Here is a 25,813-nt window from a genome sequence, read left to right as displayed (position 1 = left end):
TTGCCTTGCCGGGGGCGCCCCGTTACCCTCGCGCCGAACCGATCGAAAGGACCGTTTCGTGCCGAGTTTTCCGACCCCGCTGCGCCTTGCGCTGATTGCTTTCCTGATGGGCTCTTCCGCGGCCCTGCCGCTCCATGCGCAAGACGCACCGGCAGCGGACAGCCCAGAGGCCGCAGCCGATGCGGCCGACGCCGCCGCGGCTGCGCAGGCGGCGGGCGATACGTCCAACGACCCAAGCCCGCAGGAGGCGGGCGCCTATCTCGCGGCGCGCATCGCCTCGCAGCAATTCGATTTCGCCGAGGCCGCGCATTACTACCGCAAGCTGATGGCGAGCGGAGATAGCAGCGCTGCGACCGCCGAGGCGACGTTGGTTTCGGAAATCGCGATCGGAGATTTCGAACGGGCGGTCCCGCTGGCCCGGCAGATGATCGACGCCGAAACCGGCAGCCAGATCGCGGCGCTCGTCGATCTCGCCCAATTCGCGCGCGACAAGGATTGGGCAGGTGCGCTTGCTCTGCTCGACAGCGATGCCGATCCCGGACCGCTCGTGGGCGGCCTCTCGCGGGCCTGGGCGCTGGTGGGCGAGGGCAAGATGTCCGATGCCGCTTCCGCTTTCGACAAGGTGGGCGAAGAGAAGGGGCTCGGCGCATTCGCCGATTTCCACAAGGCGCTCGCGCTTGCGCTGGTGGGGGATTACGAGGGCGCGGACAAGATCTTCACCGGCGAGCATGGCGCGACCATCACCTCGACCCGGCGCGGCGTGATCGCCCATGCCGAGATCCTCTCGCAGCTCGAGAAGAACGATGAGGCGGCCAAGCTGATCGAGGACAGCTTCGGCCCCGATCTCGATCCGCAGCTCGAGGCGATGCGTGCCGCGCTGCTCAAGGGCGAGACGCTGCCCTATGATATCGTGCGCAACGCCACCGATGGCGTGGCCGAGGTCTATTACTCGGTCGCCCAGGCACTGGTGGGGGATGCGCCCGACACCTTCACGCTGATGCATTCGCGGCTGGCCAATCTGGTCGCCCCGGGGCTTGACGATTCCAACCTGTTGACGGCCTCGCTGCTCGATCAGCAAAAGCAGTACGACCTCGCGATTGCGGCCTATGCCGCGATCTCGCCCGAGAGCCCGATCTACCATGCCGCCGAGATCGGCCGGGCGGAGTCGATGGTGCGCGCGGGCCGCAACGATGCGGCGATCGAGGTCTTGGAAAACCTGTCGCGGATCCGGCCCAATCTGGTGGGCGTGTGGACCGCATTGGGTGACACGCTGCGCCGCGAGAGCCGCTTCCCCGAGGCCGCCAAGGCCTATGACAAGGCGGTTGCGCTTCTGGGAGAGCCCAAGCCCAACGACTGGTTCGTCTGGTATTCGCGCGCCATCGCGCAGGAGCGCTCGGGCAATTGGTCCGAGGCCGAGAAAGGCTTCCGCGAGGCGCTCACGCTTTCGCCCGACCAGCCTTCGGTGCTCAACTACCTGGGCTATTCCTATGTCGATCGCGGCGAGAATCTCGACGAGGCACTCGCGATGATCCGCAAGGCGGCCGAGGAACGCCCCGATGCGGGCTTCATCATCGACAGTCTGGGCTGGGCGCTCTTCAAGCTTGGCCACTATCAGGAAGCCGCCGAAGAGATGGAACGCGCCGTCGAGCTCGAGCCCCGCGATCCGCTACTCAACGATCACCTGGGCGATGTGCTCTGGGCGGTCGGGCGCAAGCGCGAAGCCGAGTTCCAGTGGCGCCGCGCGCTCTCTTTCGCGACCGATGACGCGGAGACCACCGAAGAGCTCGATCCCGATCAGATCCGCCGCAAGATCGAAGTGGGTCTGGATCAGGTGCGCAAGGAAGAGGGGCTGCCGCCGCTCAAGGATCTGGGGCCGAGCAAGGGTGCCGATGCGAGCAACTAGCGTCTTCGCGCCGGCCAAGATCAACCTCACGCTTCACGTCACCGGCCTGCGGACGGATGGCTATCACCTGCTCGACAGCCTCGTTGCCTTCGCGCCGGTAGGGGACGGGCTGGTCATCGAGCCGGGTGATACGCTTTCGGTGACCGTCGAGGGGCCCGAGGCGGCCGGCGTGCCGGCCGACATGTCGAACCTTGTCCTGAAGGCCGCCGCATTTCTGGCAGAGAGCGCGGGCGTCGCACGTGGGGCGTCCTTCCTTCTCGACAAGCGCCTGCCGCCCGCCTCGGGCATCGGTGGGGGCTCGTCGGATGCGGCGGCGGCGATCCGGGGGCTGATGGCGTTCTGGGAGCTTTCGCCCGAAACCGATCTCGATCCCGCGCATGGGGCGCGCGCGCAAGACCCGGCGCAACAAGAGGCCATGACGGCAGAGATGCCGCCCCGTCTTGCGGGGCTCTCTCGCGGGCTGGCGAAGCTGGGGGCGGATGTGCCGATGTGCTTGGTCCCGCGACCGCTGCGCGTCGGCGGCATCGGTGAGGTGCTCACGCGTGTCGATTTGCCGCCTTTGCCCGCGCTTCTGGTGAACCCGCGTGTCGAGGTGCCGACGCCTGCCGTTTTCAAGGCCCTCGCGCTCAAGGACAATCCGGCCATGCCCGAGACGCTGCCGAATTTCGCAGGCACTTCCGACTGCATCGAGTGGCTGGCCACCCAGCGCAACGACCTTCAGGCGCCGGCCATCGCCACCGCGCCGGTCATCGCCGAGGTGATCACGGAGCTCAGCACGTTGCCCGGATGCCGCCTTGCTCGGATGTCGGGATCGGGAGCCACCTGTGTTGCGCTTTTCGAGACGGAAGACGCCGCGTGCGATGCCGAAGTGCGCCTTGCCGCGCAACGCCCCGGCTGGTGGATCGCCTCCGGGAACCTCGGCGATCAGACGCAAAAGGCGCAGCCCCGAAGCCACGCCCCTTCTTCTTGATCCAGATATCTCGCGGGGGGCGTCGACAGGTACGCCATTGGGTCGAGAACCAAGCGGCGACGGGTGTGCCCCCCGGTGCGTCCGCCGGTCAGCGCAGCCGCGCCACCACGTAATCGGCCAGATCGTCGAGCATGTCGCGCAGCTCGCTCTCGGGCAGTACCGCCAGCCGCGCACGACCCCGATCGGCCCAGTCGAGCGCCGCGGCGCGGGTCTCGTCGAGCGCGCCATTGGTCTGCATCAGCTCCAGCGCATGCTCCAAATCGCCTTCGCGCTGGTCGCCCTTCTCGATCACCCGGATCCAGAAGGCGCGATCCTCGTCACCGGCTTTCGCGATCGCCTTGATCACCGGCAGGGTCAGCTTGCGCTCGCGGAAATCGTCGCCCACGTTCTTGCCCATGGTCTCCGCGTCGCTGAGGTAGTCCAGCAGATCGTCGACCACCTGAAACGCGATCCCGAGCGCCTCGCCGTAATCGCGCAACGCCTCGACCTGCTCCTCCGGAGCACCCGACAGCACCGCGCCCGCTTCGGTCGAGGCCGAGAACAGCGCGGCGGTCTTGCCGCGGATCACCGTGTAATAGGTCTCCTCGGTGGTCTTCATGTCCTCCGCGGCGCTCAGTTGCAGAACCTCGCCCTCGGTGATCACCGCGCTCGCGCTCGACAGGATCGACAGCACCCGCAGATTGTCAGTATCGGTCATCAGCTGGAAGGACCGCGCGAAGAGGTAATCGCCCACCAGAACGCTCGACTTGTTGTCCCACAGCAGGTTCGCGGTCGGGCGGCCCCGGCGCTGCTTGCTTTCATCGACCACGTCGTCATGCAGGAGCGTCGCGGTGTGGATGAACTCGACCGCGGCGGCCAGGTTGTGATGCAGGTTGCCCTCATAGCCGCAGAGCTTCGCGGCGGCCACCGTCAGCATCGGCCGCAGCCGCTTGCCGCCCGCGCCCACCAGATGCGCTGTCACTTCGGGGATGCGCGGTGCGTGGCGCGAGGCCATACGCTCGGCGATCAGCGCGTCCACCGCCGCCATATCGCCCGCCAGCGCTTTGGCCAGCCTGTCATGCGGTTTCTCCGCCTTGTCGTCGAGGCTCATCGTCATCCCTTCGCTCTGCCTCATCTCGACAGCCCGGCATCGGGGCCGTAAGTGAGGAATATGAAAGAGCTTCTGCGCAGCACGGACCCGGTGAAACTGGCCATGGCCACCGCCCTTCTCGAGGGCGAGGGTATAAGCACCTTTCAGCTCGACGTCCATACGAGCGTGCTCGAAGGCTCCTTGGGCATTCTGCCGCGGCGGCTGATGGTGCGCGACAGCGATCTGTTCATGGCGCAGGCGGTCTTGCGCGACAACGAGATCCGGTCGGACTGATGCAGGTCGCGCCGTTCGCCCCCGAGGACCTGACCGAGGACGGCTTTCTCGGTGGGCGTTTGCGCATCGCGCAACCCCGTGCGGGCTATCGCGCGGCGATGGACCCGGTGCTTCTGGCGGCCGCCTGCGATGCGCGCCCGGGTCAGTCGGTGCTGGAACTGGGCTGCGGGGCAGGGGTGGCGAGCCTGTGTCTGGGCTACCGCGTGCCGGGGCTCGCGCTGACCGGGCTCGAGCTGCAACCGGCCTATGCCGCGCTCGCCCGCGCCAATGCCGCGCGCAACGCGATCCCCTTCGAGGTGGTCGAGGGGGATCTCTCGCAGATGCCGCCCGACCTGAGGGCGCGCAGCTTCGATCACGTGATCGCCAATCCGCCCTATTTCGGCAGCTCGGACGGAACGCCCGCCCTCGATCCGGGCCGCGAACGCGCACAGCGCGAGGCCACGCCGATCGCCGCCTGGATCGATGCGGGATTGCGCCGGCTCAAGCCCGAGGGCTGGATCACCATCATTCAGCAGGCGGACAGGTTGGCGGATCTGCTCGAAGGGTTGAAATCGCGCGCCGGAGCCACCACGATTCTCCCTATAGCCCCGCGGGAAGGTCGCGCGGCCCGGCGCGTCATCGTCACCGCCCGAAAGGGTGCACGGACGCCCCTGAAACTGCTTGCGCCGCTCGTGCTGCATGCAGCCCCCGAGCATTCACGGGATGCGGAGGATTTAACGAAAGTTGCGCGCGCAATCCTGCGTGATGGTCAAATATTGCCGATCTCGCGTTAACGCTTTCGCAAGATTTCGCGAAAAATCTGGGGATAAGGCATCTTTTCACGACAATCTCGTGACACGACTCAAATCCTGTGCTGCAATCATGATGCTGACAACTAGAGAGGAGACTGCCATGTCGCTTGGTTCGCATATCAACGAACTTCGCAAAAAACATGAGGCTCTGTCGATGGAGGTTGAGCGCGCTACGCGCCGCCCGAGTATCGACGATCTCGAAATCGCCCAGATGAAGAAGCAGAAGCTGCGGTTGAAAGAGGAGATCAACCGGCTCGAATCGGCCTGAGTTCAGGCCCCTCTCACGAATTTTCCGGGCCGCCCTTTTTGGGGCGGCCCGTGGCATTTCAGGGTCTCGTTCAGACGCCCGGTTCCGGGCGGACCTTCCGACGCCCGCCAAGGGCCGCCAACCCCGCGCCCCCCGCGATCAGCGCCGCCGAGATCAGCAATGTCGCGCTCGCGGGTGCAATCCCCACCGCCACCAGCACCAGTGTCGAGACCAGCGGCGCGGCATAGGAGGCCGTGCCCAGAAGCTGGATATCCCCGCGCTTCACGCCGAGATCCCAGGTGTAGAAAGCCAGCCCCACCGGCCCCAGTCCCAGCGCCAGAACCGAGGCCCAGCCAAGCGCATTTTCCGGCCAGACGGTCGGCTCCAGCACCAGATGCGCCAGCCCCGACAGCACCGAGGTCGCGAGGCAATAAACCGCCACCGCCGCCGTCGGCACCGAGCCGAAGCGCCGCGAGAGCAGCGAATAGCTCGACCATGTCAGCGCGCAGACCAGCGCCAGCGCATAGCCGGGTAGCGCGCTCGCATCCGCCGAGAGCCCGCCGCCAAGGATCAACGCCGCACCCAGAAACGCCATCGCCGCCCCCGCGATATGCCAGATCGTCAACCGCTCCCCCGGCAGCAGCCCCGAGAACAGCACGATCAGTAGCGGCCAGAGATAGGCGATCAGACCCGCCTCGGCCGGGGGCGCGAGGCGCAGCGCCGAGAAATAGAACAGGTGATAGCCAAACAGCCCCGCCGTGCCCGCCGCATAGACCTTCCAAGACACCTCGCGCAATTGCCCGAGCGTGCCGGTGGCGATCAGCCAGATCACTCCGATCACGCCGCCGACCGCGAAGCACAACGCATTGAGCAGCAGTGGCGGCACCGGCGCCGAGCCCACGGTGAGCAAGGCGAGCAGCGCCCAGAGCAGGACGGCGCTGAAACCGATGGATGTTGCCTTGCCCCGCGTCATGTTGCCCCCGCGAAATGAAAGAGGCCCGCAAGATGCGGGCCTCGGGTCCGATTGCCAAGAGGCGAAATCAGACGAAATACTGACCGCCATTCGCGGTGATCGTCGAGCCGGTGATGAAGCCTGCGTCGTCCGAGGACAGGAAGACCACGCAGCGCGCGATCTCTTCGGGCTCGCCCAGACGGCCGACCGGGATCTGACCGATGATCGCCTCGCGCACCTTCTCGGGCACCGCCATCACCATCTCGGTCGCGATATAGCCGGGGCAGATCGCGTTCACGGTGATGCCCGCGCGCGCGCCCTCCTGCGCCAGCGCCTTGGTGAAGCCCAGATCGCCCGCCTTTGCCGCCGAGTAGTTTGCCTGACCGAACTGCCCCTTCTGACCGTTGATCGACGAGATGTTCACGATCCGGCCGAACTTGCGCTCGCGCATCTTCGCCCAGAGCGGATGGGTCATGTTGAAGATGCCGCTGAGGTTGGTGTCGATCACCTCGTTCCACTGCTCGCGGGTCATCTTGTGGAAGGGCGCATCGCGGGTGATGCCGGCATTGTTCACCAGCACGTCGATCGGGCCGACCTCGGCTTCGATCTTCTCGATACCGGCGGAGCAGGCGTCGTAATCGGCGACCGACCATTTGTAGGTCTTGATGCCGGTTTCCGCGGTGAATTTGGCCGCAGCCTCGTCATTGCCGGCATAGTTCGCGACGACGGTGTAGCCCGCCGCCTGAAGCGCTTTCGAGATGGCGGCGCCGATGCCGCGCGACCCGCCGGTGACCAATGCAACTCTGGACATGATTCCTCCTCCAGGTGAAATTCCGTTGAAACGCTGTTACCGAAATTGAGAAAGGCGCGCAACATTGTTGCGCGCCTTTTTTGCTTTTGCAGCAATTTATTACGCGCTGACCTGTCGGATCAGAGCCCTTCGATGCACATTGCGACGCCCATGCCGCCGCCGATGCACAGCGTGGCGAGGCCTTTCTGCGCGCTCTGACGCTTCATCTCGAACAGCAAGGTGTTGAGGATGCGCGCGCCGCTCGCACCGATCGGGTGACCGATGGCGATCGCGCCGCCGTTCACGTTCACCTTGTCGGTATCCCAGCCCATGTCCTTGTTCACCGCGCAGGCCTGCGCCGCGAAAGCCTCGTTCGCCTCGATCAGGTCGAGATCGGAGGCTTTCCAGCCCGCCTTTTCCAGCGCCTTGCGCGACGACGGGATCGGGCCGCAGCCCATGATCGACGGATCGAGACCGGCGGTCGCGTAAGAGGCGATCCGCGCCATCGGGGTGAGCCCGCGCTTGGCGGCCTCTTCTTCGGTCATCAGCAGCACGGCAGCCGCGCCATCGTTGATGCCGCTCGCATTGCCTGCGGTGACCGAGCCATCCTTGGTGAAGGCCGGACGCAACTTCTGCATCGATTCCAGCGTCGCGCCGTGGCGGATATACTCGTCGCTGTCGACGATCGTCTCGCCCTTGCGGGTCTTCACGGTGAAGGGGGTGATCTCGTCGGCGAATTTTCCGGCCTTCTGTGCGGCCTCGGCCTTGTTTTGCGAGGCGAGCGCGAACTCATCCTGCATTTCGCGCGAGATCTGCCACTGGTTCGCGACATTCTCGGCGGTCTGGCCCATGTGGTAGCCGTTGAACGCGTCCCACAGCCCGTCCTTGATCATCGAGTCGATCATCTTCATGTCGCCCATCTTCTGGCCCGCGCGCAGATGCGCGACATGGGGCGACAGCGACATGCTTTCCTGGCCGCCCGCGATCACGATATCGGCGTCACCGCACATGATGTGCTGGGCGCCGAGCGCGACGGTGCGCAGGCCCGAGCCACAGACCTGGTTGATCGACCACGCGGCGGATTCGATCGGAAGACCTGCATTGATATGGGCCTGACGGGCGGGGTTCTGGCCCTGACCGGCGGTCAGGACCTGACCGAGGATGGTTTCCGAGACCTCGCCTTTCTCGATACCCGCACGGGCGACGACCGCCTCGAGCACCGCGGCGCCGAGATCATGGGCCGGGGTGTTGGCGAACGAGCCGTTGAACGAGCCGACGGCCGTGCGCGCGGCCGAGACGATGACGACATTTGTCATGGGAACCTCCTCATCACGTTAGGAGCGGGCGCCAATACGCGCCCGCTTGCTGCCGCGCAGCATGGCGGAAGCGGACGTGAGGTCAAGCCGAATCGCGCGGATCATCCGATTGTTAGCGCAATTTTATTGCGCAAATGGGCGCCCAAACTCATGCAGTCTTTCGCCCCGAAGTTGACTGCAGCTCCCATGCCGGATGCACGGTGGGGGCGCCAAAATAAAATCCTTGCATGCAATCGACACCCAGTGTGGCCAGATAATCGGCGTCGGCGCTGCACTCCACTGTTTCGGCCACGGTGAACATCTCGAAATGGCGCGCGATATCGAGCAGCGATTTCGTCAGCGCCTGATTGTCGGGGTCGATCGCGATGCCGCGGATGAACTGTCCATCGATCTTGAGGATGTCGAAGTAGAAATCGCGCAGGTATCGAAACGAGGTGTGGCCGGCGCCGAAATCGTCGAGCGCGAAGCTCACCCCGCGCGCCTGCAGATCCTCCATGAAGACCGTCACCAGCTCGGGCATGTGCATGGCCGAGCTTTCGGTGATTTCCAGGATCAGCCGGTCAGCGATGGTCTCGTCGATCGCCAGTCCGCGATTGAGCGCCTTCATCCAGCTCGGATATCCGATCGAACGCGCCGACATGTTGACCGCCAGGCGCAGATCCTCGCGTTCGAGCAAAGCCTGCAATCCCATCTCGAGCGCGATGCAGTCGAGTTTTCGTCCAAGCTCCGTCATCTCGACCGTCTCGATGAAATCCTTGGCCGGGATGATCCGTCCGGTGTCGTCGAGCACGCGGATCAACGCCTCGTAGAAGGCGGGCTGTTCGGGGCGTCGGGTCTGGATCACCGGCTGGTAGGCGAGCATGACATCGCGGCGCTCGATCGCGCGTCGGACCATGGAAATGGTGGCGCGATCCTGCTCCGCCACCGCGTAGCTCAGCGGGCTGTCGAGATCGGGACTGACCCCCTTGCCCGTTTGCGCCTCTCGATTCGTCATCTGTCCCTCCGACCGACACCGTTGCCGCCCACCATCGCGCCAAGCGGCTAAGAAGGTGTAAAGAGCGCCCGGCGTCGTCGCATTGAGGTTAATGGCCTGCGTGAGCACGGGGGCGTAAAGGGAATCGTAAGGGTGCGGGCGCTAGGCTCGGGACGAATCTTCAGGTGGTAGGATGCCGCGCGCCATGAAACCCGAGACCGATCCGAACGACCGCTTTGGCGGGGAAGTACCCTTCGCATTGCATGAGCTGTTCTATTCGCGCACCGACCCGCGCGGGGTGATCCGTGCGGGAAACGAGATCTTTCGCAGGGTCTCGGGCTATGACTGGTCCGAACTGATCGGTGCCCCGCACAAGCTCGTGCGTCACCCGGACACGCCTAAAGGCGTGTTCCGCCTGCTCTGGGACGCGATCCAGAAGGGCCATCCGATGGGCGCCTATGTCAAGAACCGCGCGAAGAACGGCGGCTGGTACTGGGTCTTCGCCGTCATGCTGCCGTTCGACGGCGGCTATCTGTCGGTGCGGCTCAAGCCGTCCAGCGCGCTCTCGGGCCGGATGCTGAAACTCTATTCCGAGATTGCCGCGCGTGAACGGGCCGAGGGGCTCGACCCCGAACAATCGGTGGCGATCCTGCGCAACCGGGCAGAGGCCGACGGCTATGGCAGTTACACCGCTTTCATGGCCCATGCGCTGTCGCTCGAACTGGCCGAGCGCGACCGCCAGCTTCGGCGCCCCGACGATGCGCGCACGCGCATGCTTGGCGAGATGAACGAGGCGATGGCGGAGCTGACGAAGGAGCAGATGGGATTGCTGCGCAGTTTCGAAGCCTTGCAATCCGTGCCCAACAACATGCGCATCGTGGCCTCCCGGCTGGAACCCTCGGGCGGGCCTGTCTCGGCGATTTCCGAGAACTACAAGGCCTCCTCGGTGGTGATCTCCGAGCGATTGCGTCAATTCGTGGTCGGGCGCGACAATCTCTGCGCGCAGATGGCCTGGCAAGTGGCGCGCGCGCTCTTTCTGCTTGGGTGCAGCCGGATCCTGCCCGAGATGAATCGCGGTTTTCGCGCGGAAGAAGCAAATGCGCAGATCGACCTGGAGGGGGAGCGGAGATTTCTCGCGCAACTCGAAGCGAAAGGCATCGCGGATGCCCGCGCGGCAATGCAATCGGCCACCGATTTCGCCGCGCAGATGACGCAGCAAAGCCGCGATATCCGCCGCCAGATGCTCGGGCTCGATACGATCCGGGTGCTTGGCCGGGTCGAGTGCGGACGGATGCGCGATGCGAGCGAAGGGCTCAGCGCCACGATCGACCAGCTCGATACCTTCCACGACGATATCAAGTCTCGGCTCGAGTCGATCATGCGCCTGTCCGAGGGGGTGGAGCATTCGCTGATGCGCTACGTGCGGCTTGAACAGGCTGCGGCCTAGCGTCGCGACGCAGGGTCGGGACGGTGGCGGTGCGGCGGGGCCCGCAGTTCGCCCAGGCCGCCTGAATGACGCCCGATGCCGCCTTTATCTTTCGCGGGCTCGCGGGGCCAGCGGCGAGAGGCCGAGCGACGCGGGCCGACGATGGCGCGGGCCCCAAATGGTTCGCCAGATGCGCTCCTGCCGCCGTGGAAATGCCGCCCGGGAGATCTCGGTCACACGGATTTCCCGCATCCGTTTGCCGCGAGCGCCTCTGGCGTTCGCGGCCTCGGATCGCCGGCTCGTGCCGCGACCCCGCTCTTCGGGCCGATACGCTTACTTGTCGTCGATCAGTGCCTGAATGACTTTCTTGGCCTCGGGCGAATCCCACTCCGCCCCGCCGATCATCCGCCCGACCTCATGGCCATTATGGTCGATCAGCACCGAGACCGGCAGGCCCAGCACGCCCATCGCGCGCGCGGCGAAATTCGCGTCGTCATGAAAGCGCGGCAGGACGTCGATACCTTCCTTGTCAAAGAAGGAGGCGACTTTCTCGGGCGAGTTGGAGCCCCCCGTCGCGATCGTCAACACCGCGAAATCGTCGGGCCCGAACTCTTTTTGCAGCGCGTTCAGCGAAGGCATTTCCTCGCGACACGGCGGACACCAGGTGGCCCAGAAGTTGATCAGCACGACCTTGCCTTCGAACTCCTTCATCGAGTGTTCGGCGCCCGTCTCGTCGGTGAAGGAGAAGGGCGGAAGCGGCAGCGGCTTCGAATATGTGACGAGCGACTCCATCTGCCCATCCTTCACCGCATCGAGATCTGCGGCCTGCGCAACATTTGCACCCAGCGCCAGCGCCGTATAAAGGACGAGAAAACGTAACATATCGCCTCCGTAAAAGGGCCCAAACCATGACCGACGACACCGCTGAGAACAAGGCCTCCAACGCGATGTGGGGCGGGCGTTTCGCCGCAGGTCCCGACGCGATCATGGAGGCGATCAACGCCTCGATCGGGTTCGACCAGCGGCTCTACGCGCAAGATATCCGCGGCAGCCGGGCCCACGCAGCGATGCTCGCCGCGCAAGGCATCATTACTGATAAGGATGCCGAGGCGATCGGGGAAGGCTTGATCACGGTTTTGTCAGAAATCGAGGCGGGCGATTTTCCCTTCTCGACCGCGCTCGAAGACATCCACATGAATGTCGAGGCGCGGCTGAAGGAGATCGTGGGCGAACCGGCGGGCCGTCTGCACACTGCGCGCTCGCGCAACGATCAGGTCGCGACCGATTTCCGTCTCTGGGTGCGCGAGCAATGCGACGCCGCGATCTCGGGGCTCGACGCGCTGATCCGCGCGGCGTTGCGCCGGGCCGAGGAGGGCGCCGATTGGGTCATGCCCGGCTTCACCCATCTGCAAACCGCGCAGCCCGTGACCTTCGGCCATCACATGATGGCCTATGTCGAGATGTTCGCGCGCGACAAATCCCGCTTTGAAGACGCGCGCAAGCGGATGAACGAATGCCCGCTCGGGGCCGCGGCGCTCGCCGGCACCGGCTTCCCGATCGACCGTCATGCGACGGCCGCCGCGCTTGGCTTCGATCGCCCGATGGCTAATTCGCTCGACGCGGTCTCGGATCGCGATTTCGCGCTGGAGTTCCTCTCGGCCGCCTCGATCTGTGCGGTGCATCTGTCGCGCCTCGCCGAGGAACTTGTGATCTGGTCCTCGGCCCAATTCCGCTTCGTCGCGATGTCGGACAAGTGGTCGACGGGCTCTTCGATCATGCCGCAAAAGCGCAACCCCGACGCGGCCGAGCTGATCCGCGCCAAGATCGGCCGCATCCTCGGGGCCTCGGTCGCGCTGTTCACGGTGATGAAGGGCCTGCCGCTCGCCTATTCCAAGGACATGCAGGAAGACAAGGAACAGGTCTTCGACGCGGCCGACAACCTGATGCTGGCGCTTGGCGCGATGGCGGGGATGATCTCGGACATGGTGGTCAATGCCGACAAGCTGGAGGCCGCGGCCTCGGGCGGGTTCTCGACCGCGACCGATCTGGCCGACTGGCTGGTGCGCGAGGCGGGGCTGCCTTTCCGCGACGCGCATCACGTGACCGGCTCGCTGGTGGCCATGGCCGAAGAGAAGGGCTGCGATCTGCCCGATCTGAGCCTGGCCGAGATGCAATCGGTCAACGCCGCCATCACCGAGAGCGTCTTCGACGTGCTCGGGGTTCACAACTCGGTCGCCTCGCGGCAATCTTACGGCGGAACGGCGCCCGATCAGGTGCGCGCCCAGATCGCTCGCTGGAAGGACCACCTTGGATGAGACTCGTGGCACCGTTCGCGTTTTTCGGCCTGCTCGGCGCCTGCGCCGCAGATCCGACATTGCATACCGATATTGGCCTGAATCGCGACGGGGTGCATGTCACCCCCGCCGCGACCGCGCGGGTCGGCATCATGACACTGTCGGTGACGCCATGACCAAGCCCGCCACGCTCGCGCTTCTCGCCCTTTTCGCACTCGCAGCCTGCGGGGTGGACGGCGAGCCCGTCCCGCCGTCGCAAGCGGACAGCGCGCAATCCCAGACGGCCCCGGCCCAGTAACCCGGCCCAGTAACCCCGGCCCAGCAATCGAGACCTCCCATGGATCATTTCCTCTATCGCGACGGTATCCTCCATGCCGAGGACGTGCCGATCCCCGAGATCGCGGCGGCTGTCGGCACGCCCTTCTACGTCTATTCGACCGCCACGCTGGAGCGCCATTTCAAGCTGTTCGAAGAGGCTCTGGGCTGGACTGATCACCTGATCTGTTTCGCGATCAAGTCGAACTCGAACCTCGCCGTTCTCAAGGTGCTGGGTGATCTTGGCGCGGGGATGGATGTGGTCTCGGGCGGTGAATATCGCCGGGCGCGGGCGGCAGGCGTTCCGGGCGAGCGGGTGGTGTTCTCGGGCGTCGGCAAGACCCGCGAGGAAATCGCTTACGTTCTCGAAAACGGCATCCGCCAGTTCAACGTGGAATCCGAGCCCGAGCTGCTGGCGATTTCGGAAATCGCCAGCAAGATGGGTGTCACTGCCCCGATCGCGCTGCGCGTGAACCCCGATGTCGACGCCAAGACCCATGAGAAGATCGCGACCGGGAAATCCGAGAACAAGTTCGGCATCCCGATCGCCAAATCCCGCGCCGTCTATGCCGAGGCTGCGAAGCTTCCGGGCATCGAGGTCGTGGGCATCGATGTGCATATCGGCTCGCAGCTGACCGATCTCGAACCTTTCGAGGCCGCCTTCCTCAAGGTCCGCGATCTCACGCTGGCCCTGCGCGAAGACGGCCACGACATCCGCCGTCTCGACCTTGGCGGCGGGCTTGGCATTCCCTATGAGCGCTCGAATTCCGCACCGCCCTTGCCCATCGAATACGGGCAGGTGATCCAGCGCACCGTGGGCGATCTGGGCTGCGAGATCGAGATCGAACCAGGCCGCCTGATCTCGGGCAATGCCGGGCTTCTCGTTTCCTCGGTAATCTGGCTGAAGGAAGGCGAGGGGCGCGATTTCCTCATTCTCGACGCGGCGATGAACGACCTCGTGCGGCCCTCGATGTATGGCGCGCATCACGACATCATCCCGGTGGTCGAGCCCGCAGCGGGCACGGAATCCGCCCCCTACGACATCGTGGGTCCGGTCTGCGAGACCGGCGACACCTTCGCCAAGGCGCGCGATCTGACCCCGCTTGGTCCGGGCGATCTGGTGGCGTTCCGCTCGGCCGGTGCCTATGGCGCGGTGATGTCCTCGGAATACAATTCCCGCCCCCTGATCCCGGAGGTGCTGGTCAAGGGCGGCGAATTTGCTCTCATCCGCGCAAGACCGAGCTTTGAGGAAATGCTCTCCCGCGATACGATCCCGGAGTGGCTCTGATCCGTAGTCAGGGAATCGGGGCCGACGGATAGGGAGACATGCCGGTCAGGAACTGGTTTAGACGCAAGCCGCGCGACGGGGCGACGGTCGTGGATGGGGAGCTGATGCTCGTACCCTTCGCGCGTCCGATCGCCCTGACCCATGCGGGCTTGATGCTTGAACGCACGCTTCGTGCCTTCTGGCCCCTCCTGTCGCTGCTGGCCCTTGTCGCCACCGCCATCGCCTTCGCGCTGCCCGCCTATCTGGGCGCGCAATCGCGCTGGTTCTGGCTGGCATCGCTCGTGGCGGTGCTGATCGCGCTGGGCTGGGGCTTGTGGAAATTGCGCTGGCCCAGCCGCGCCGAGGCAATCGCGCGCCTCGATGCGACGCTTCCGGGGCGGCCGCTCTCCGCGCTCACCGACGAGATGGCGCTCGGGCAGGATGACCCCGCCGCCCGCGCGCTCTGGGCCGCGCATCTGCGGCGCATGGCGAAAGCGGCTCAGGCCGCCCGCGCGCCGCGCCCCGATCCCGATCTCGCCCGCCGCGACCCCTATGCACTGCGCATCACCGCGCTCACCGCTCTGGTGATCGCGATTGTCTTCGGCGTGCCGCAGCGGCTTTTGAACCCGACCGAGGGGCTGCCCGGAACGAGCGGGTCGGCCGAGGCCGCGATGGGGCCGAGCTGGGAGGGCTGGGCCTCGCCGCCGCGCTACACCGGCAAGCCGGGGCTCTATCTCAACAAGGTCGAGGGCGACGAGCTGATCGTGCCCGAAGGCACCCGCTTCTCGATCCGGCTTTATGGCTCTGCGGGCGCGATCGGTTTTTCCGAGAGCGTCTCGAACCCCGCGGCCCTGCCCGAACAGGGCGCTGCGCAGAAAACCTCCGGGATCGAAACCCGTGAGTTCGAGGCCGTGCGCAACGGGGTGATCGCGATGAAGGGGCCGGCCGGGCGCACCTTCCACGTCGCCGTGCGCCCCGACACCGCGCCCTCGATCAGCCTCGCGGGCACGCCCGAGCGCCGCGCCGATGGCAAGCTGAGCCTGCCGTTCACCGCGCAGGACGATTACGCCGTGACCTCGGGGCGGGCGCTGATCTCGCTCGATCTGGCCAAGGTGGACCGCCGCTACGGGCTCAGGATCGACCCCGAGCCGCGCGGCGATCTCATCTATGATCTGCCGCTGCCGATCTCGGGCTCGCGCGCCGAGTTCACCGAGACGCTGGTCGAAGACGCGGCCAAGCATCCTTGGGCGAACCTGCCGGTGAAACTGACGCTCGAGGTCGAGGACGGCCGCGGCCAGACCGGCAGCTCCGGCGTTCAGGAGATCATCCTGCCCGGCAAGCGCTTCTTCGACCCGCTCGCCGCTGCCCTGATCGAGGTGCGCCGCGATCTCCTTTGGTCGCGCGACAACCGCGCCGTCTCGGATCAGCTTTTGCGGGCGATCTCGAACCGGCACGAGGGCTTCATCAAGCGCGAGGAGGTCTACATGATGATCCGCCTCGTGATCGGCCGGCTCGACGACCCCGACCTCAGCCCCGAGGCGCGCGACGAGATAGCCGAAGCCCTGTGGAAAATCGCCGAGCTGGTCGAGGATGGCGGTCTGGCCGATGCGCTGGCCGCGATGCAGCAGGCGCAACAGAAGCTCTCGGAGGCGATCCGCAACGGCGCCTCGCAAGACGAGATCGAAAAGCTCATGCAGGAGCTGAAAGAGGCCACCGACAACTACATCCGCATGCTCGCCGAGCGTGCGCAGGAGCAGGATCAAGGCCCCGAATTCGGCCAGCAGAACCAGCCCAGCCAGCAGATCACCGGCGACCAGATCCAGCAGATGATGGACCAGATCCAGAAGCTGATGGAGGAGGGCCGGATGGCCGAGGCGCAGGAGCTCTTGGATCAGCTCGCCCGGATGATGGAGAACCTCAAGGTCCAGCAGGGGCAGGGCGGTCAGGGCGACATGCCCGGCGGTCAGGCGATGCGCGACATGCAGGACACGCTGCGCAAGCAGCAGGAGCTCTCCGACGATGCGTTCCGCAATTTGCAGGACCAGTTCATGACGCCCGAGGAACGCCAGCGTCAGGCCGAACAGCAGGGCCAGCAAGGTCAGCAGGGCCAGAGCCCGCAGCAAGGTCAGGGCATGCCGCAGGGCGAAGGCCAGCAGCAGGGGCAGGGCCAGCAGGGTCAGGGCCAGCAGCCGGGCGACCAGCAAGGGCAGGGCGAGGGGCAGGATGGCCAGGCCCAGCGTGACGGTCAGGGACAAGGCGACCAGCCCGGTCTCGAAGGCGGGCAGGGCGGTGTGGACGGCCAGAGCCTCGCCGATCGCCAGCGCGCGCTGCGCCGCGAGCTCGACCGTCAGCGCGGTCTGTTGCCGGGCTTCGGCAACGAGGCGGGCCAGCAGGCCGAAAAGCGCTTCGACGAGGCGGGCCGCGCGATGGATCAGGCCGAGGAAGCCCTGCGCGAGGGCGACAATTCCCGCGCGATCGACCGGCAGGCCGATGCGATCGAGGCGCTGCGCGAAGGCATGCGCGCGCTCGGTCAGGCGATGCGTCAGGATCAGGCGCGCCAGCAGGGCACCCCCGGAGACACCGGCCAGCAGCAGTCGGGCCAGCCAGGCCAGATGGGCGGACGCGAGATGCCGCGCGATCCGCTGGGCCGTTCGCAGGGCGACGGCAGCCGTGTCGGTACCGATCGCGACATGTTGCAGGGCGAGGATGTCTATCGCCGCGCGCAGGATCTGCTCGACGAGATCCGTCGCCGCTCCGCCGACCGGCTGCGCCCCGAGGAAGAGCTCGATTATCTCAAGCGGCTGCTCGACCAGTTCGGGAATGCGGGCTGAGGGCCTGTCTCGCGGAGGCGCGCGATAAGCTGCGCTTATTCATTTGAGAGGCAGATAAGCGGAACTTATGCGCGGCCCGACACGAGGTCGGCGCGCCCCGGGACAGCCCGCGGCACGCTTATTCGGTTATCGGGGCCTCGCTGCCGTTATCGGGCTGGAGCCGAAGGATCGCCCCGCGCAGCTGCTGGTCGAGCCAGATCCGCCCCTCGTCCACGTTCACGACATAGGCCTGAAGCGGGGTCTTGAGCGCGGGGACGCGCGACACGATCGTCGGTGCGAAGATGTAGAGCGCGGCGAGAAGCAGCGCGATCGCCATCACGAAGAGAAAACCCGCGCTGAACCCGCTGCGACGGCGCTTGGCCATCTCGGGCGAGAACTCAGCCACGCTGTCGCCCTCGCGATCGGAGGTGGCGGTCAGGGTCGAGTTGATCTCGTCGATATCGGGCAGGCGCTCGCGGCCACGCGCGGCGCGGAGATCTTCCTCTTCCTCGGCAAGGAGGTCGGCGACGCGGTCTTCCTCGGTCTCCTCGCTCAGGTCGCTGAAATCGAAGCGCGACTTGCGGGCCTGTGCGAGCTGGGCTGCGGCGGCTGCGGCGGCCTGTTCGGCATCGGCAGAGCTTTCGCCCTCTTCGAGGTTCATCTCTTCCTGGGTCTCGAGCTCGCTCACGCCCTCGGCGCGGCGATGGGCCGCTTCGCGCTCGGCCTCTTCGCGCAGGATCGACAGCAAGCCGTCGTCGAGCGCCTTGCGCGGGGTGACGCCGGGTTGCGGGGCCGGGGTGAGTGCGTCGTCTTCGTAACTGTCCTCGGGTTCCGGCGGCACCTCGAGCACCGGCGCGGGCTGAGTGCCCATCATTGCCGAGATGGCGGAGGCAGCCTCATCCTCTTCAGGCTCAGGCTCAGGCTCAGGCTCAGGCTCAGGCTCAGGCTCAGGCTCAGGCTCAGGCGCCGTTGCGATTGGTTCCGGTTCGGGCGTGACTTCGGGCTCGGATTCCGGGGCGGGCGCTGCGGCGAAAGGCGCGGGTTCGACGTCCCATTCGTCGGGAATCGGATCGGGGCTTACCGGATCGGCATCGGCCTCCAGCATCGATTTGCTCGGCTGAAACCAGCCGTGGCCGCAATTCGAGCATTGCACATCGCGCCCACCTTCGGGAATGACCGCGTCATCGACTTCGTATTGCGCTCCGCAATTGGGGCAAACCAACCGCATTCTGTCCCACCCCTGCCCTTGTTGGTCGTTTGCTGTTCTGGCCAACAGTTGTCTTATGTTGTAGCAAGCGCTGGGCGAATGTCCAAGAAAAACGGGCGGAAAACTCGCTTGAAACGCACCAAATAAAGGGGCTGGCAGTGATCGAGCTGCAAAATGTGGCTATGAGTTATAGCGGGGCAGAGCTCTTGAGCGACATGAACCTGCATCTCGCACCCGGGTCGTTCCATTTTCTGACTGGCCCTTCGGGCGCAGGCAAGACGACTTTTCTCAAGCTGTGCTATGCGGAATTGCTGCCCTCGGCGGGGCATCTGTCGCTCTTTGGCAAGGACGTGCGCGCGATGAGCCGTGACGAGATCGCGGGCCTGCGTCAGCGTATCGGGGTCGTTCATCAGGATTGCCAGTTCCTCGATCACCTGTCGGTCGAGGAAAACGTGGCGCTACCACTGACGGTGTCGAACCGCGCGCCCGACATGGATCAGCTGCGCGAATTGCTCAGCTGGGTCGGGCTCAAGCATCAGGCGAATGCGCGCCCGCCGCAGCTTTCGGGCGGCGAGCGACAACGCGCGGCGCTGGCCCGGGCGGTGATCATGTCGCCTGACGTGATTCTCGCCGACGAGCCGACGGGCAATCTCGACTGGGAGATGTCGTTGCGGCTGCTGTCGCTGCTGGTGGAGCTGAACCGGATGGGCAAGACGGTGGTGATCGCGACCCATGACCTGAACCTGATCCGCCAGACCAAGGCGCAGGTCTCCGCGCGTGTGCTGCGCATCGCGAACCGCCATCTGCAAGCGGCGGGGGCGGATCTGTGATGCGCGCGACCTTCGCGATCCTGAGTGCCGAGACGACCGGGCCCGACCGGGTCGTGCCGCCGACCGGCTTTACCGCGCGTCTGACGCTGGTCACGGCGGCGGCGATGGCTTTCCTTGCGGTCTTTGCACTGGCGTTATCGCTTGCGACGGGGCGGTTGGCCGATCGCTGGGCCGACAGCCTTGCGCGCTCGGCCACGATCCGGATCTCGGCCCCGCCCGAGCAGATGGAGGCGCAGGTCGCCGCCGTGCAGGAGGTGCTCAAGACGACCCCGGGGATAGAGAGTTCACGGGTGCTGGACGACGCGGAAATGAAGGGGCTTCTAAAGCCCTGGTTCGGCCCCGACCTGCCGGTCGATGCGCTGCCGCTGCCCAAGCTGATCGCGGTGACCGAAACCGCTGAAGGCGTCGATGCCGAGGGGCTGCGGCTGCGGCTCCAAGCCGAGGCGCCCGGTGCGATCTTCGACGACCACACGCGCTGGCGCCGCCCGCTGGTGGCCGCGGCCGAGCGGCTCAGGATGCTTGGCCTGATGTCGCTTCTGCTGATCTTCGGGGCGATGGCGGGGATGATCACGCTGGCCGCGCAGGCGGCACTCGCGGCGAACGGGCAGGTGATCGCGACGCTGCGGCTCGTGGGCGCGAAAGACGCCTTCATCGCGCGCGCCTTCGTGCGCCGTTTTACGACGCGCGGGCTCATTGGCGCGGTGGCGGGCACGGTGCTGGGGATGGTGGCGATTGCGCTTCTGCCTTCGGCGGAGGCGGCGGGCGGCTTCCTGACAGGCTTGGGCTTTTCGGGGCTCAGCTGGCTCTGGCCATTGATCATTCCGCCGATCGCCGCGATCGTGGCTTTTGCCGCAACGCGTTTCGCCGCGCTGCGGATGCTGAGGAGAATTCGCTGATGGCCGACAAATCGCGCCTTCCCGGGAAGGCAACGCCGGTGACCTATGTGATGACGGCGCTCTACTATGTCCATATCGCGCTGGCGACGGTGCTGATCGGCGCCTGGGGGCTGCTGTTCCAGGTGCTGCCGCGCGGGCGCGAGGGGGTCCATCGCACGGCGAGCGTCTGGACGCAGCATCTGCTCGACATGGCGCGGATCTATCTGGGGCTGCGCTACGAGCTGCGCGGCACCCCGCCCACGGGCGACTGCATCGTGGCCGCGAAACATCAGAGCTTCTTCGACATCCTGATCCTCGCCAATCACCTGCCGCGCCGGGCCTTCGTGATGAAGAAGGTCCTGCTGCGCGTGCCGATCATGGGCTGGTTCGCGCATAAGGCGGGCTGCATCCCGATCGACCGTTCGAAAGGATCTGAGGCGATGAAGGTGATGCTCGAAGCGGTCGAGGAGGCGCGGGCGACGCATGGCCTCGGTCAGCTCATCATCTATCCCGAGGGCACCCGTGTGCCGCCCGGAGAGCGCCGCCGCTACAAGCAGGGGGCGGGCGTGATCGCCGAGGCCACGGGGCTGCCGGTGGTGCCCGTCGCGACCAATGCCGGTCTCTTCTGGTCGAAGCGGGGCTGGCCGATCCTGTCCGGGGTCGCGGTGACCGAGTTCCTGCCGCCGATCGAGCCGGACGGCAATGCCGCGGCGATGCTCAAGGCGATCGAGGCGGTGGTCGAGCCGCAATCGGATGCGCTGATGGCAGAGGCCGGGTTCAAGATCGGCTAAGGGCCCGCAAGGTGACGCGGGCGGGAGCCTCCGGCGGGGATATTTGAGCCAAGAGGAAGGAGATGGCGATGCGCTATCTCGACCGGATCGAGGATCTCGAGGCGATTTACGGCACGCCGGGGGAGGCGGCGGCGATCAAGGTCACGCCGCGCCTGACCCCTGCCTATCGGGCCTGGATCGAACGCTCGCGGTTTTGCGTGCTCTCGACGGTCGGGCCCGAGGGCACCGATGGCAGCCCGCGCGGCGATGACGGTCCGGTGGTGCACGTCGAGGACGAGGGAACGCTGTTGCTGCCCGACTGGCGCGGCAATGAGCGGATCGACAGCCTGCGCAATATCCTTCGGGATCCGCGGGTCTCGCTGATGTTCATGATTGCCGGGTCGAACACGGTGATCCGGGTGAACGGGCGGGCGCGGATCACCGCCGATCCCGAGATGGTGGCGCGTTTCGAACGGCAGGGGAAGCAGCCGCGCACGGTGGTCGAGATCGCGATTGCGGAGGTCTATTCGCAATGCGCCCGCGCGGTGATGCGCGCGGGGCTCTGGCGTGAGGGGGATCTCTCGGGAGGGTTGCCCACGGTGGGCGACATGCTGCGCGAGATCAGCGAAGGCGATTTCGACGGCGCGGGCTATGACCGGGACTGGCCGGGGCGCGCCGCCAGGACGATGTGGTGATCAGGCCGAGAGGCCCTTCGACCCCATGTCGAGGAATTTCTTGCGCCGCGCCTTGATCAGTTCGGCGGGCTTCTTGCCTTCGAGCTCGGCCAGCATCAGCGAGATTTCCGAGCCCACCGAGGCGATCGCGGCCTGTTTGTCGCGCTGCGCGCCGCCCATCGGTTCCTTGATGATGCGGTCGATCACGCCGAGCTTCTTGAGGTCCTGCGCGGTCAGGCGCAGCGCCTCGGCGGCTTCGCGCATCTTCTCGGCATCCTTCCACAGGATCGAGGCGCAGCCTTCAGGCGAGATCACCGAATAGACGGAATGTTCGAGCATCGCGACCCGGTCACCGGTGGCGAAGGCCACGGCGCCGCCGGAGCCACCCTCGCCGATGATCACCGACACGAGCGGCACGCCGATCTGCAGGCATTTCTCGGTCGAGCGGGCGATGGCCTCGGACTGGCCGCGCTCTTCCGCGCCTTTGCCGGGATAGGCGCCGGGGGTGTCGATCAGCGCCACGACCGGCAGGCCGAAGCGAGCGGCCATGTCCATCAGGCGGATCGCCTTGCGGTAGCCCTCGGGACGGGCCATGCCGAAATTGCGCTCGATGCGCGAGGCGGTGTCGTGGCCCTTCTCATGGCCGATCACCATCACCGGCTTGTCGCCCAGACGTGCGAGGCCGCCCATCACCGCGTGGTCGTCGGCGAAGTTGCGATCGCCCGCGAGCGGCGTGAACTCGGTGAAGAGCTGGTCGATGTAATCCTTGCAATGCGGACGGTCGGGGTGGCGCGCGACCTGGCATTTGCGCCAGGGCGAGAGGTCCTTGTAGAGGTCGCGCAACATGCCCTCGGCCTTTTTGTCGAGGGCCGCAGCCTCTTTCTCGACATCCATCTCCTCGTTCTGCCGGGCGAGCGCGCGCAGCTCTTCGGCCTTGCCTTCGATTTCCGCCAGGGGCTTTTCGAATTCAAGATAGGTCATGGATCACTCCGCATCCGAAACTCGGGCCTGTATGTCGTGGTCGGGGGGGAAATGCAACGGGGCTCGGTCCGGGGCTTGGTCCGGGGCTCGGGCCGGGGGGCGGGGTCATGCCGCATATGCGAAGGTCGCCGGGGGTGATATGCTTTGTGCCTGAGGATACGCGCGCGCTGACATGAGGGGGCGAAGATGGCTTTTGATATCGAACTGAAACATCTGCCGGCGGTGCGTCTGGCCGGATTGCCACATTGCGGACCCTATCCGACGATCGGCCCGATCTTTCAGGAGTTGGCCGGGCTGATCCCGGAGCCCTCCTGGGTGGAGGTCGAGGGCGCGGCGATGATCGGCCATGACAATCCACGCGAGGTCGCGCCCGAGAAGCTGCGCTCGCATGCCTGTTTCATCGTGAGCGAGGGTTTCGCGATGGTGCCGCCTCTCGAGGAGATCCGTTATCCGGCGGGGAAATACGCGGTGATGACGGTGAAGGGGCCCTACGCGCAATTGCCCGAGGCCTATCGGTGGCTGTCGGAAGAGTGGTTCCCGGCCTCTGGCGAGCGGCACCGCGATTTGCCTGCCTTCGAGGCCTATCTCAACGACCCGTCCGACACGAAACCGGAAGATCTTATCACCGAAGTCCGGCTTGCCCTGAAGGGGTGAGCTGCGGGCCGCTTACGTTCGCGTCAAGAGGGCTGAACGGAGACGCCCCAGCCATGGGCCGGGGCGTTCCTCTTCCCTCATGCGGTCGGGCCTCCCCTCCCAACCACTCCGGGATCTCAAATCTTGCCGCGATTCGTTCGCGCGGGGCTTAATCTTTAATCATTTCGGCCTGTCTGACAATCACCTCGGCCTGTTTGATCGAAGCGATATCGACAAGACGACCCTTGTACACGGTCGCACCTTCACCACGTGCCTTGGCCTCTTCCATCGCGGCGAGAATCTCGCGGGCCTCGGTCACGGCCTCATCAGAAGGCGTAAAGACTTCGTTTGCAAGGGCAATTTGTTTTGGGTGGATTGCCCACTTGCCGACCATGCCGAGCGTGGCCGAGCGCAGCGCCTGCGCGCGGAAGCCGTCATCGTCGGAGAAATCGCCGAACGGGCCGTCGACCGGCAGGATGCCATGGGTGCGGCAGGCGGCGACGATCGCGGCTTGTGCCCAGTGCCAGGGGTCCGACCAGTATTTCGCGCCGTCCCGCAGCATGTAGTAGTTTTCCTGAGTCCCGCCGATACCGGTCGTCTGCATGCCCATGGAGGCTGCAAAATCGGCCGCGCCGAGGCTCATCGCCTGCAGGCGCGGCGAGGCGGCGGCGATCTCTTCGACATGGGCGATGCCCGCGGCGCTCTCGATGATCACCTCGAGCGAGATTTTCTTGGTGCGGCCCTTGGCGGCCTCGATCGCGGTCACGAGCGCGTCCACGGCATAGACATCGGCCGCGCAGCCGACTTTCGGGATCATGATCTGGTCGATGCGCTCGGAGCCTTCCTCGAGCAGTTCGACCACGTCGCGATACCAGTAGGGGGTGTCGAGCCCGTTGATGCGGACAGAGAGATATTTGGTGTTCCAGTCGATCTCGTGGCTGGCGGCAATGATGTTGCGGCGGGCCTGGGCCTTGTCGTTCGGTGCGACCGAATCCTCGAGGTCGAGGTTGATCACGTCGGCCGCGGAGGCCGCCATTTTCGGGAAGAGCTTGGTGTTCGAGCCGGGGCCGAAGAGTTGGCAGCGGTTCGGACGGGCGGGGGCGGTCGGTTGCAGACGGAAGCTCATCGGCGCGGGCCTTTCGCAATGAAGTTACGTTTTTGGTTGCAGATTGGGTATATTGTTGCGTGCGCTCATGCAAGGCGATTTTGCGGGCGCAGAATCGTGAGCCGCATTGCAGCATTGGTTTTGCCTGCGTGGCACAAATCTTCGGCTGCTATGGCTATGTTGTGAAGAATCTCCCGGAAAGAGCGAGAAAACGCACGGAAATCCCCAAGAAATTTTCCTGACCCGCCCTAGTATCTTCTTCAACGAGAAAACAGGGAGCTCATAATGGCGCTGATCGACACCCCCTATCTGCTGTTTCTGGGCGATGCCCCCGACCCGCTGGCCGCTAAAGTGGCGCAGGGGATCAAGGACTGGCGGCCCGAATTTGCCGTCGGGCAATTCCGCATGGAGGGGTGCCAGGCGGATATGGGCATTCCCGATCTCGACATCAAAGAAGCGATCGCGGCGGGCTGCAAGACGCTGGTGATCGGCGTTGCGAACCGCGGCGGCGTGATCAGCCAGGCCTGGAAGAAGGTGCTGGTCGAGGCGCTCGAAGAGGGGCTCGACCTGGCCTCGGGCCTGCACAACCTGCTGCGCGACGAGCCCGATCTGGTGGCGGTGGCCGAGGCCTGCGGGCGTCAGCTGCATGACGTACGCATCCCGGCGGTGAAATACCCGATCGCCAATGGTGAGAAGCGCAAAGGCAAGCGTTGCCTCGCCGTGGGTACGGATTGCTCGGTCGGCAAGATGTATACCGCGCTGTGTCTCGAACGCGAGATGCGCGATCGCGGCATGAAGGCGACGTTCCGCGCCACCGGCCAGACCGGCATCCTGATCACCGGCGACGGCGTGCCGCTCGATGCGGTGATCGCGGATTTCATGGCCGGCTCGATCGAATACCTGACGCCCGACAACGATGCCGATCACTGGGATCTGATCGAGGGGCAGGGGAGCCTGTTCCACGTCTCTTATTCCGGCGTGACGATGGCGCTGATCCATGGCGGGCAACCCGACGCGCTGATCCTTTCGCACGAACCGACGCGCGCCCACATGCGCGGGCTTCCGGGCTATCAGCTGCCCTCGCTCGAGGCGCTGCGCGACATGGCGCTGGCGCTGGCGAAAGTGGCAAACCCCGACTGTCAGGTGGTGGGGATCTCGGTCAACACCCAGAAGATGGGCGAGGACGAGGCCAGGGCCTATCTGGCGAAAGTCGAGGCCGAGATGGGCCTGCCCGCGACCGACCCGTTCCGCTTTGGCGCGGGCAAGCTGGTGGACGCGCTCGCCGCGATCTGATTGTCTCACTGTCGAGCCCCGTCGGATG

26 protein-coding genes are annotated in these 25,813 nt (G+C 65.7%); 17 read left to right on the top strand and 9 right to left on the bottom strand.

Annotation, left to right across the window (positions count from 1 at the left end; all coding sequences use genetic code 11):
• The first annotated feature begins 58 nt into the window (after nt 1-58).
• Together BMG00_RS05770 and BMG00_RS05765 are read left to right on the top strand one after the other, a co-directional pair.
• Nucleotides 59-1,903: a tetratricopeptide repeat protein gene (locus BMG00_RS05770; RefSeq protein ID WP_078573629.1), complete on the top strand. Its 1,845-nt coding sequence runs from the start codon at nt 59-61 to the stop codon at nt 1,901-1,903.
• Nucleotides 1,890-2,873, top strand: a complete 984-nt coding sequence (locus tag BMG00_RS05765) for a 4-(cytidine 5'-diphospho)-2-C-methyl-D-erythritol kinase (RefSeq protein WP_078573628.1) — start codon at nt 1,890-1,892, stop codon at nt 2,871-2,873. The genes BMG00_RS05770 and BMG00_RS05765 overlap by 14 nt, the downstream gene beginning before the upstream one ends.
• An 88-nt stretch (nt 2,874-2,961) precedes the next feature.
• Here the strand turns inward: BMG00_RS05765 and BMG00_RS05760 are convergent, their stop codons facing one another.
• Nucleotides 2,962-3,963, bottom strand: a complete 1,002-nt coding sequence (locus BMG00_RS05760) for a polyprenyl synthetase family protein (RefSeq protein ID WP_078574257.1) — start codon at nt 3,961-3,963, stop codon at nt 2,962-2,964.
• A gap of 60 nt (nt 3,964-4,023) precedes the next feature.
• On the opposite strand from BMG00_RS05760, the gene BMG00_RS05755 reads away from it, so the two are divergent.
• From BMG00_RS05755 to BMG00_RS05745, 3 genes are all read left to right on the top strand, one after another.
• A complete protein-coding gene (locus BMG00_RS05755) occupies nt 4,024-4,236 on the top strand; it encodes a putative signal transducing protein (RefSeq protein WP_038077279.1) in 213 nt (70 codons plus the stop codon).
• Complete coding sequence (locus BMG00_RS05750; protein ID WP_078573627.1) at nt 4,236-5,009, top strand: tRNA1(Val) (adenine(37)-N6)-methyltransferase; 774 nt, start codon at nt 4,236-4,238, stop codon at nt 5,007-5,009. Before BMG00_RS05755 ends, BMG00_RS05750 begins: the two co-directional genes overlap by 1 nt.
• 118 nt (nt 5,010-5,127) lie before the next feature.
• Nucleotides 5,128-5,295: a YdcH family protein gene (locus BMG00_RS05745; protein WP_078525314.1), complete on the top strand. Its 168-nt coding sequence runs from the start codon at nt 5,128-5,130 to the stop codon at nt 5,293-5,295.
• Between the two features lie 70 nt (nt 5,296-5,365).
• Here BMG00_RS05745 and yddG read toward each other — a convergent pair whose 3' ends face one another.
• The 4 genes from yddG to BMG00_RS05725 form a co-directional block, all read right to left on the bottom strand.
• Entirely contained in the window at nt 5,366-6,247 is an 882-nt protein-coding gene (gene yddG, locus BMG00_RS05740; protein WP_078525312.1) for an aromatic amino acid exporter YddG, read from the bottom strand.
• A 67-nt stretch (nt 6,248-6,314) separates the two neighbouring features.
• The gene (gene phbB, locus BMG00_RS05735; protein WP_078525309.1) at nt 6,315-7,037 is read right to left on the bottom strand and encodes a beta-ketoacyl-ACP reductase; all 723 of its coding nucleotides are present in this window, start codon (nt 7,035-7,037) and stop codon (nt 6,315-6,317) included.
• 119 nt (nt 7,038-7,156) lie between these two features.
• On the bottom strand, nt 7,157-8,332 hold the full coding sequence (locus tag BMG00_RS05730; RefSeq protein ID WP_078573626.1) for an acetyl-CoA C-acetyltransferase: 1,176 nt from the start codon (nt 8,330-8,332) through the stop codon (nt 7,157-7,159).
• A 148-nt stretch (nt 8,333-8,480) separates the two neighbouring features.
• A complete protein-coding gene (locus BMG00_RS05725) occupies nt 8,481-9,326 on the bottom strand; it encodes an EAL domain-containing protein (protein WP_078573625.1) in 846 nt (281 codons plus the stop codon).
• Nucleotides 9,327-9,510: 184 nt separating this feature from the next.
• Between BMG00_RS05725 and BMG00_RS05720 the strand changes: the two genes are divergently transcribed.
• On the top strand, nt 9,511-10,752 hold the full coding sequence (locus BMG00_RS05720; protein ID WP_078574256.1) for a PAS domain-containing protein: 1,242 nt from the start codon (nt 9,511-9,513) through the stop codon (nt 10,750-10,752).
• Between the two features lie 312 nt (nt 10,753-11,064).
• Here the strand turns inward: BMG00_RS05720 and BMG00_RS05715 are convergent, their stop codons facing one another.
• Entirely contained in the window at nt 11,065-11,613 is a 549-nt protein-coding gene (locus BMG00_RS05715) for a TlpA family protein disulfide reductase (RefSeq protein ID WP_078525300.1), read from the bottom strand.
• A 26-nt stretch (nt 11,614-11,639) separates the two neighbouring features.
• Here BMG00_RS05715 and argH point away from each other — a divergent pair, with 26 nt between their 5' ends.
• From argH to BMG00_RS05700, 5 genes are read left to right on the top strand one after another with little or no spacing between them, the layout of a single operon-like run.
• Nucleotides 11,640-13,046, top strand: coding sequence for an argininosuccinate lyase (argH, locus tag BMG00_RS05710; RefSeq protein WP_078573624.1), 1,407 nt, complete (start codon nt 11,640-11,642; stop codon nt 13,044-13,046).
• A complete protein-coding gene (locus BMG00_RS17585) occupies nt 13,043-13,201 on the top strand; it encodes a hypothetical protein (protein ID WP_158521684.1) in 159 nt (52 codons plus the stop codon). The genes argH and BMG00_RS17585 overlap by 4 nt, the downstream gene beginning before the upstream one ends.
• Nucleotides 13,198-13,323: a hypothetical protein gene (locus BMG00_RS17865; RefSeq protein ID WP_281251060.1), complete on the top strand. Its 126-nt coding sequence runs from the start codon at nt 13,198-13,200 to the stop codon at nt 13,321-13,323. The genes BMG00_RS17585 and BMG00_RS17865 overlap by 4 nt, the downstream gene beginning before the upstream one ends.
• 39 nt (nt 13,324-13,362) lie before the next feature.
• Nucleotides 13,363-14,628 carry a diaminopimelate decarboxylase gene (lysA, locus tag BMG00_RS05705; protein WP_078525294.1) on the top strand — a complete coding sequence of 422 codons (1,266 nt, stop codon included), beginning with the start codon at nt 13,363-13,365 and terminating at the stop codon, nt 14,626-14,628.
• A gap of 38 nt (nt 14,629-14,666) precedes the next feature.
• Entirely contained in the window at nt 14,667-17,438 is a 2,772-nt protein-coding gene (locus tag BMG00_RS05700) for a DUF4175 domain-containing protein (RefSeq protein ID WP_245794956.1), read from the top strand.
• 118 nt (nt 17,439-17,556) lie between these two features.
• Here BMG00_RS05700 and BMG00_RS05695 read toward each other — a convergent pair whose 3' ends face one another.
• A complete protein-coding gene (locus tag BMG00_RS05695) occupies nt 17,557-18,645 on the bottom strand; it encodes a zinc-ribbon domain-containing protein (RefSeq protein WP_078573623.1) in 1,089 nt (362 codons plus the stop codon).
• 137 nt (nt 18,646-18,782) lie between these two features.
• Between BMG00_RS05695 and BMG00_RS05690 the strand changes: the two genes are divergently transcribed.
• The 4 genes from BMG00_RS05690 to BMG00_RS05675 all read left to right on the top strand — a co-directional run bounded on the left by BMG00_RS05690 (nt 18,783) and on the right by BMG00_RS05675 (nt 21,794).
• Nucleotides 18,783-19,454 (top strand): cell division ATP-binding protein FtsE, encoded by a 672-nt coding sequence (locus BMG00_RS05690; protein WP_078525289.1) that lies wholly within the window; start codon nt 18,783-18,785, stop codon nt 19,452-19,454.
• A complete protein-coding gene (locus BMG00_RS05685) occupies nt 19,454-20,350 on the top strand; it encodes a cell division protein FtsX (RefSeq protein ID WP_078573622.1) in 897 nt (298 codons plus the stop codon). Before BMG00_RS05690 ends, BMG00_RS05685 begins: the two co-directional genes overlap by 1 nt.
• The gene (locus tag BMG00_RS05680) at nt 20,350-21,120 is read left to right on the top strand and encodes a lysophospholipid acyltransferase family protein (protein ID WP_078525282.1); all 771 of its coding nucleotides are present in this window, start codon (nt 20,350-20,352) and stop codon (nt 21,118-21,120) included. The genes BMG00_RS05685 and BMG00_RS05680 overlap by 1 nt, the downstream gene beginning before the upstream one ends.
• A gap of 68 nt (nt 21,121-21,188) precedes the next feature.
• The gene (locus tag BMG00_RS05675; protein ID WP_078574254.1) at nt 21,189-21,794 is read left to right on the top strand and encodes a pyridoxamine 5'-phosphate oxidase family protein; all 606 of its coding nucleotides are present in this window, start codon (nt 21,189-21,191) and stop codon (nt 21,792-21,794) included.
• Here BMG00_RS05675 and BMG00_RS05670 read toward each other — a convergent pair whose 3' ends face one another.
• On the bottom strand, nt 21,795-22,754 hold the full coding sequence (locus BMG00_RS05670) for an acetyl-CoA carboxylase carboxyltransferase subunit alpha (RefSeq protein ID WP_078525280.1): 960 nt from the start codon (nt 22,752-22,754) through the stop codon (nt 21,795-21,797). It abuts the gene before it with no gap.
• 186 nt (nt 22,755-22,940) lie between these two features.
• Between BMG00_RS05670 and BMG00_RS05665 the strand changes: the two genes are divergently transcribed.
• The gene (locus BMG00_RS05665; protein WP_078525277.1) at nt 22,941-23,408 is read left to right on the top strand and encodes an AraC family transcriptional regulator; all 468 of its coding nucleotides are present in this window, start codon (nt 22,941-22,943) and stop codon (nt 23,406-23,408) included.
• A 148-nt stretch (nt 23,409-23,556) separates the two neighbouring features.
• Here the strand turns inward: BMG00_RS05665 and BMG00_RS05660 are convergent, their stop codons facing one another.
• Nucleotides 23,557-24,513, bottom strand: a complete 957-nt coding sequence (locus BMG00_RS05660) for an L-malyl-CoA/beta-methylmalyl-CoA lyase (protein ID WP_078525275.1) — start codon at nt 24,511-24,513, stop codon at nt 23,557-23,559.
• Between the two features lie 270 nt (nt 24,514-24,783).
• Between BMG00_RS05660 and dgcN the strand changes: the two genes are divergently transcribed.
• Nucleotides 24,784-25,785: an N-acetyltransferase DgcN gene (gene dgcN / locus BMG00_RS05655; protein WP_078527148.1), complete on the top strand. Its 1,002-nt coding sequence runs from the start codon at nt 24,784-24,786 to the stop codon at nt 25,783-25,785.
• Nucleotides 25,786-25,813 lie beyond the last annotated feature (28 nt).

Source organism: Thioclava marina (genome assembly GCF_002020135.1).
GTDB lineage: Bacteria > Pseudomonadota > Alphaproteobacteria > Rhodobacterales > Rhodobacteraceae > Thioclava > Thioclava marina.
The sequence above is the reverse complement of the archived record's forward strand: the minus strand, read 5'-3'. Positions and strand labels throughout refer to the sequence as shown.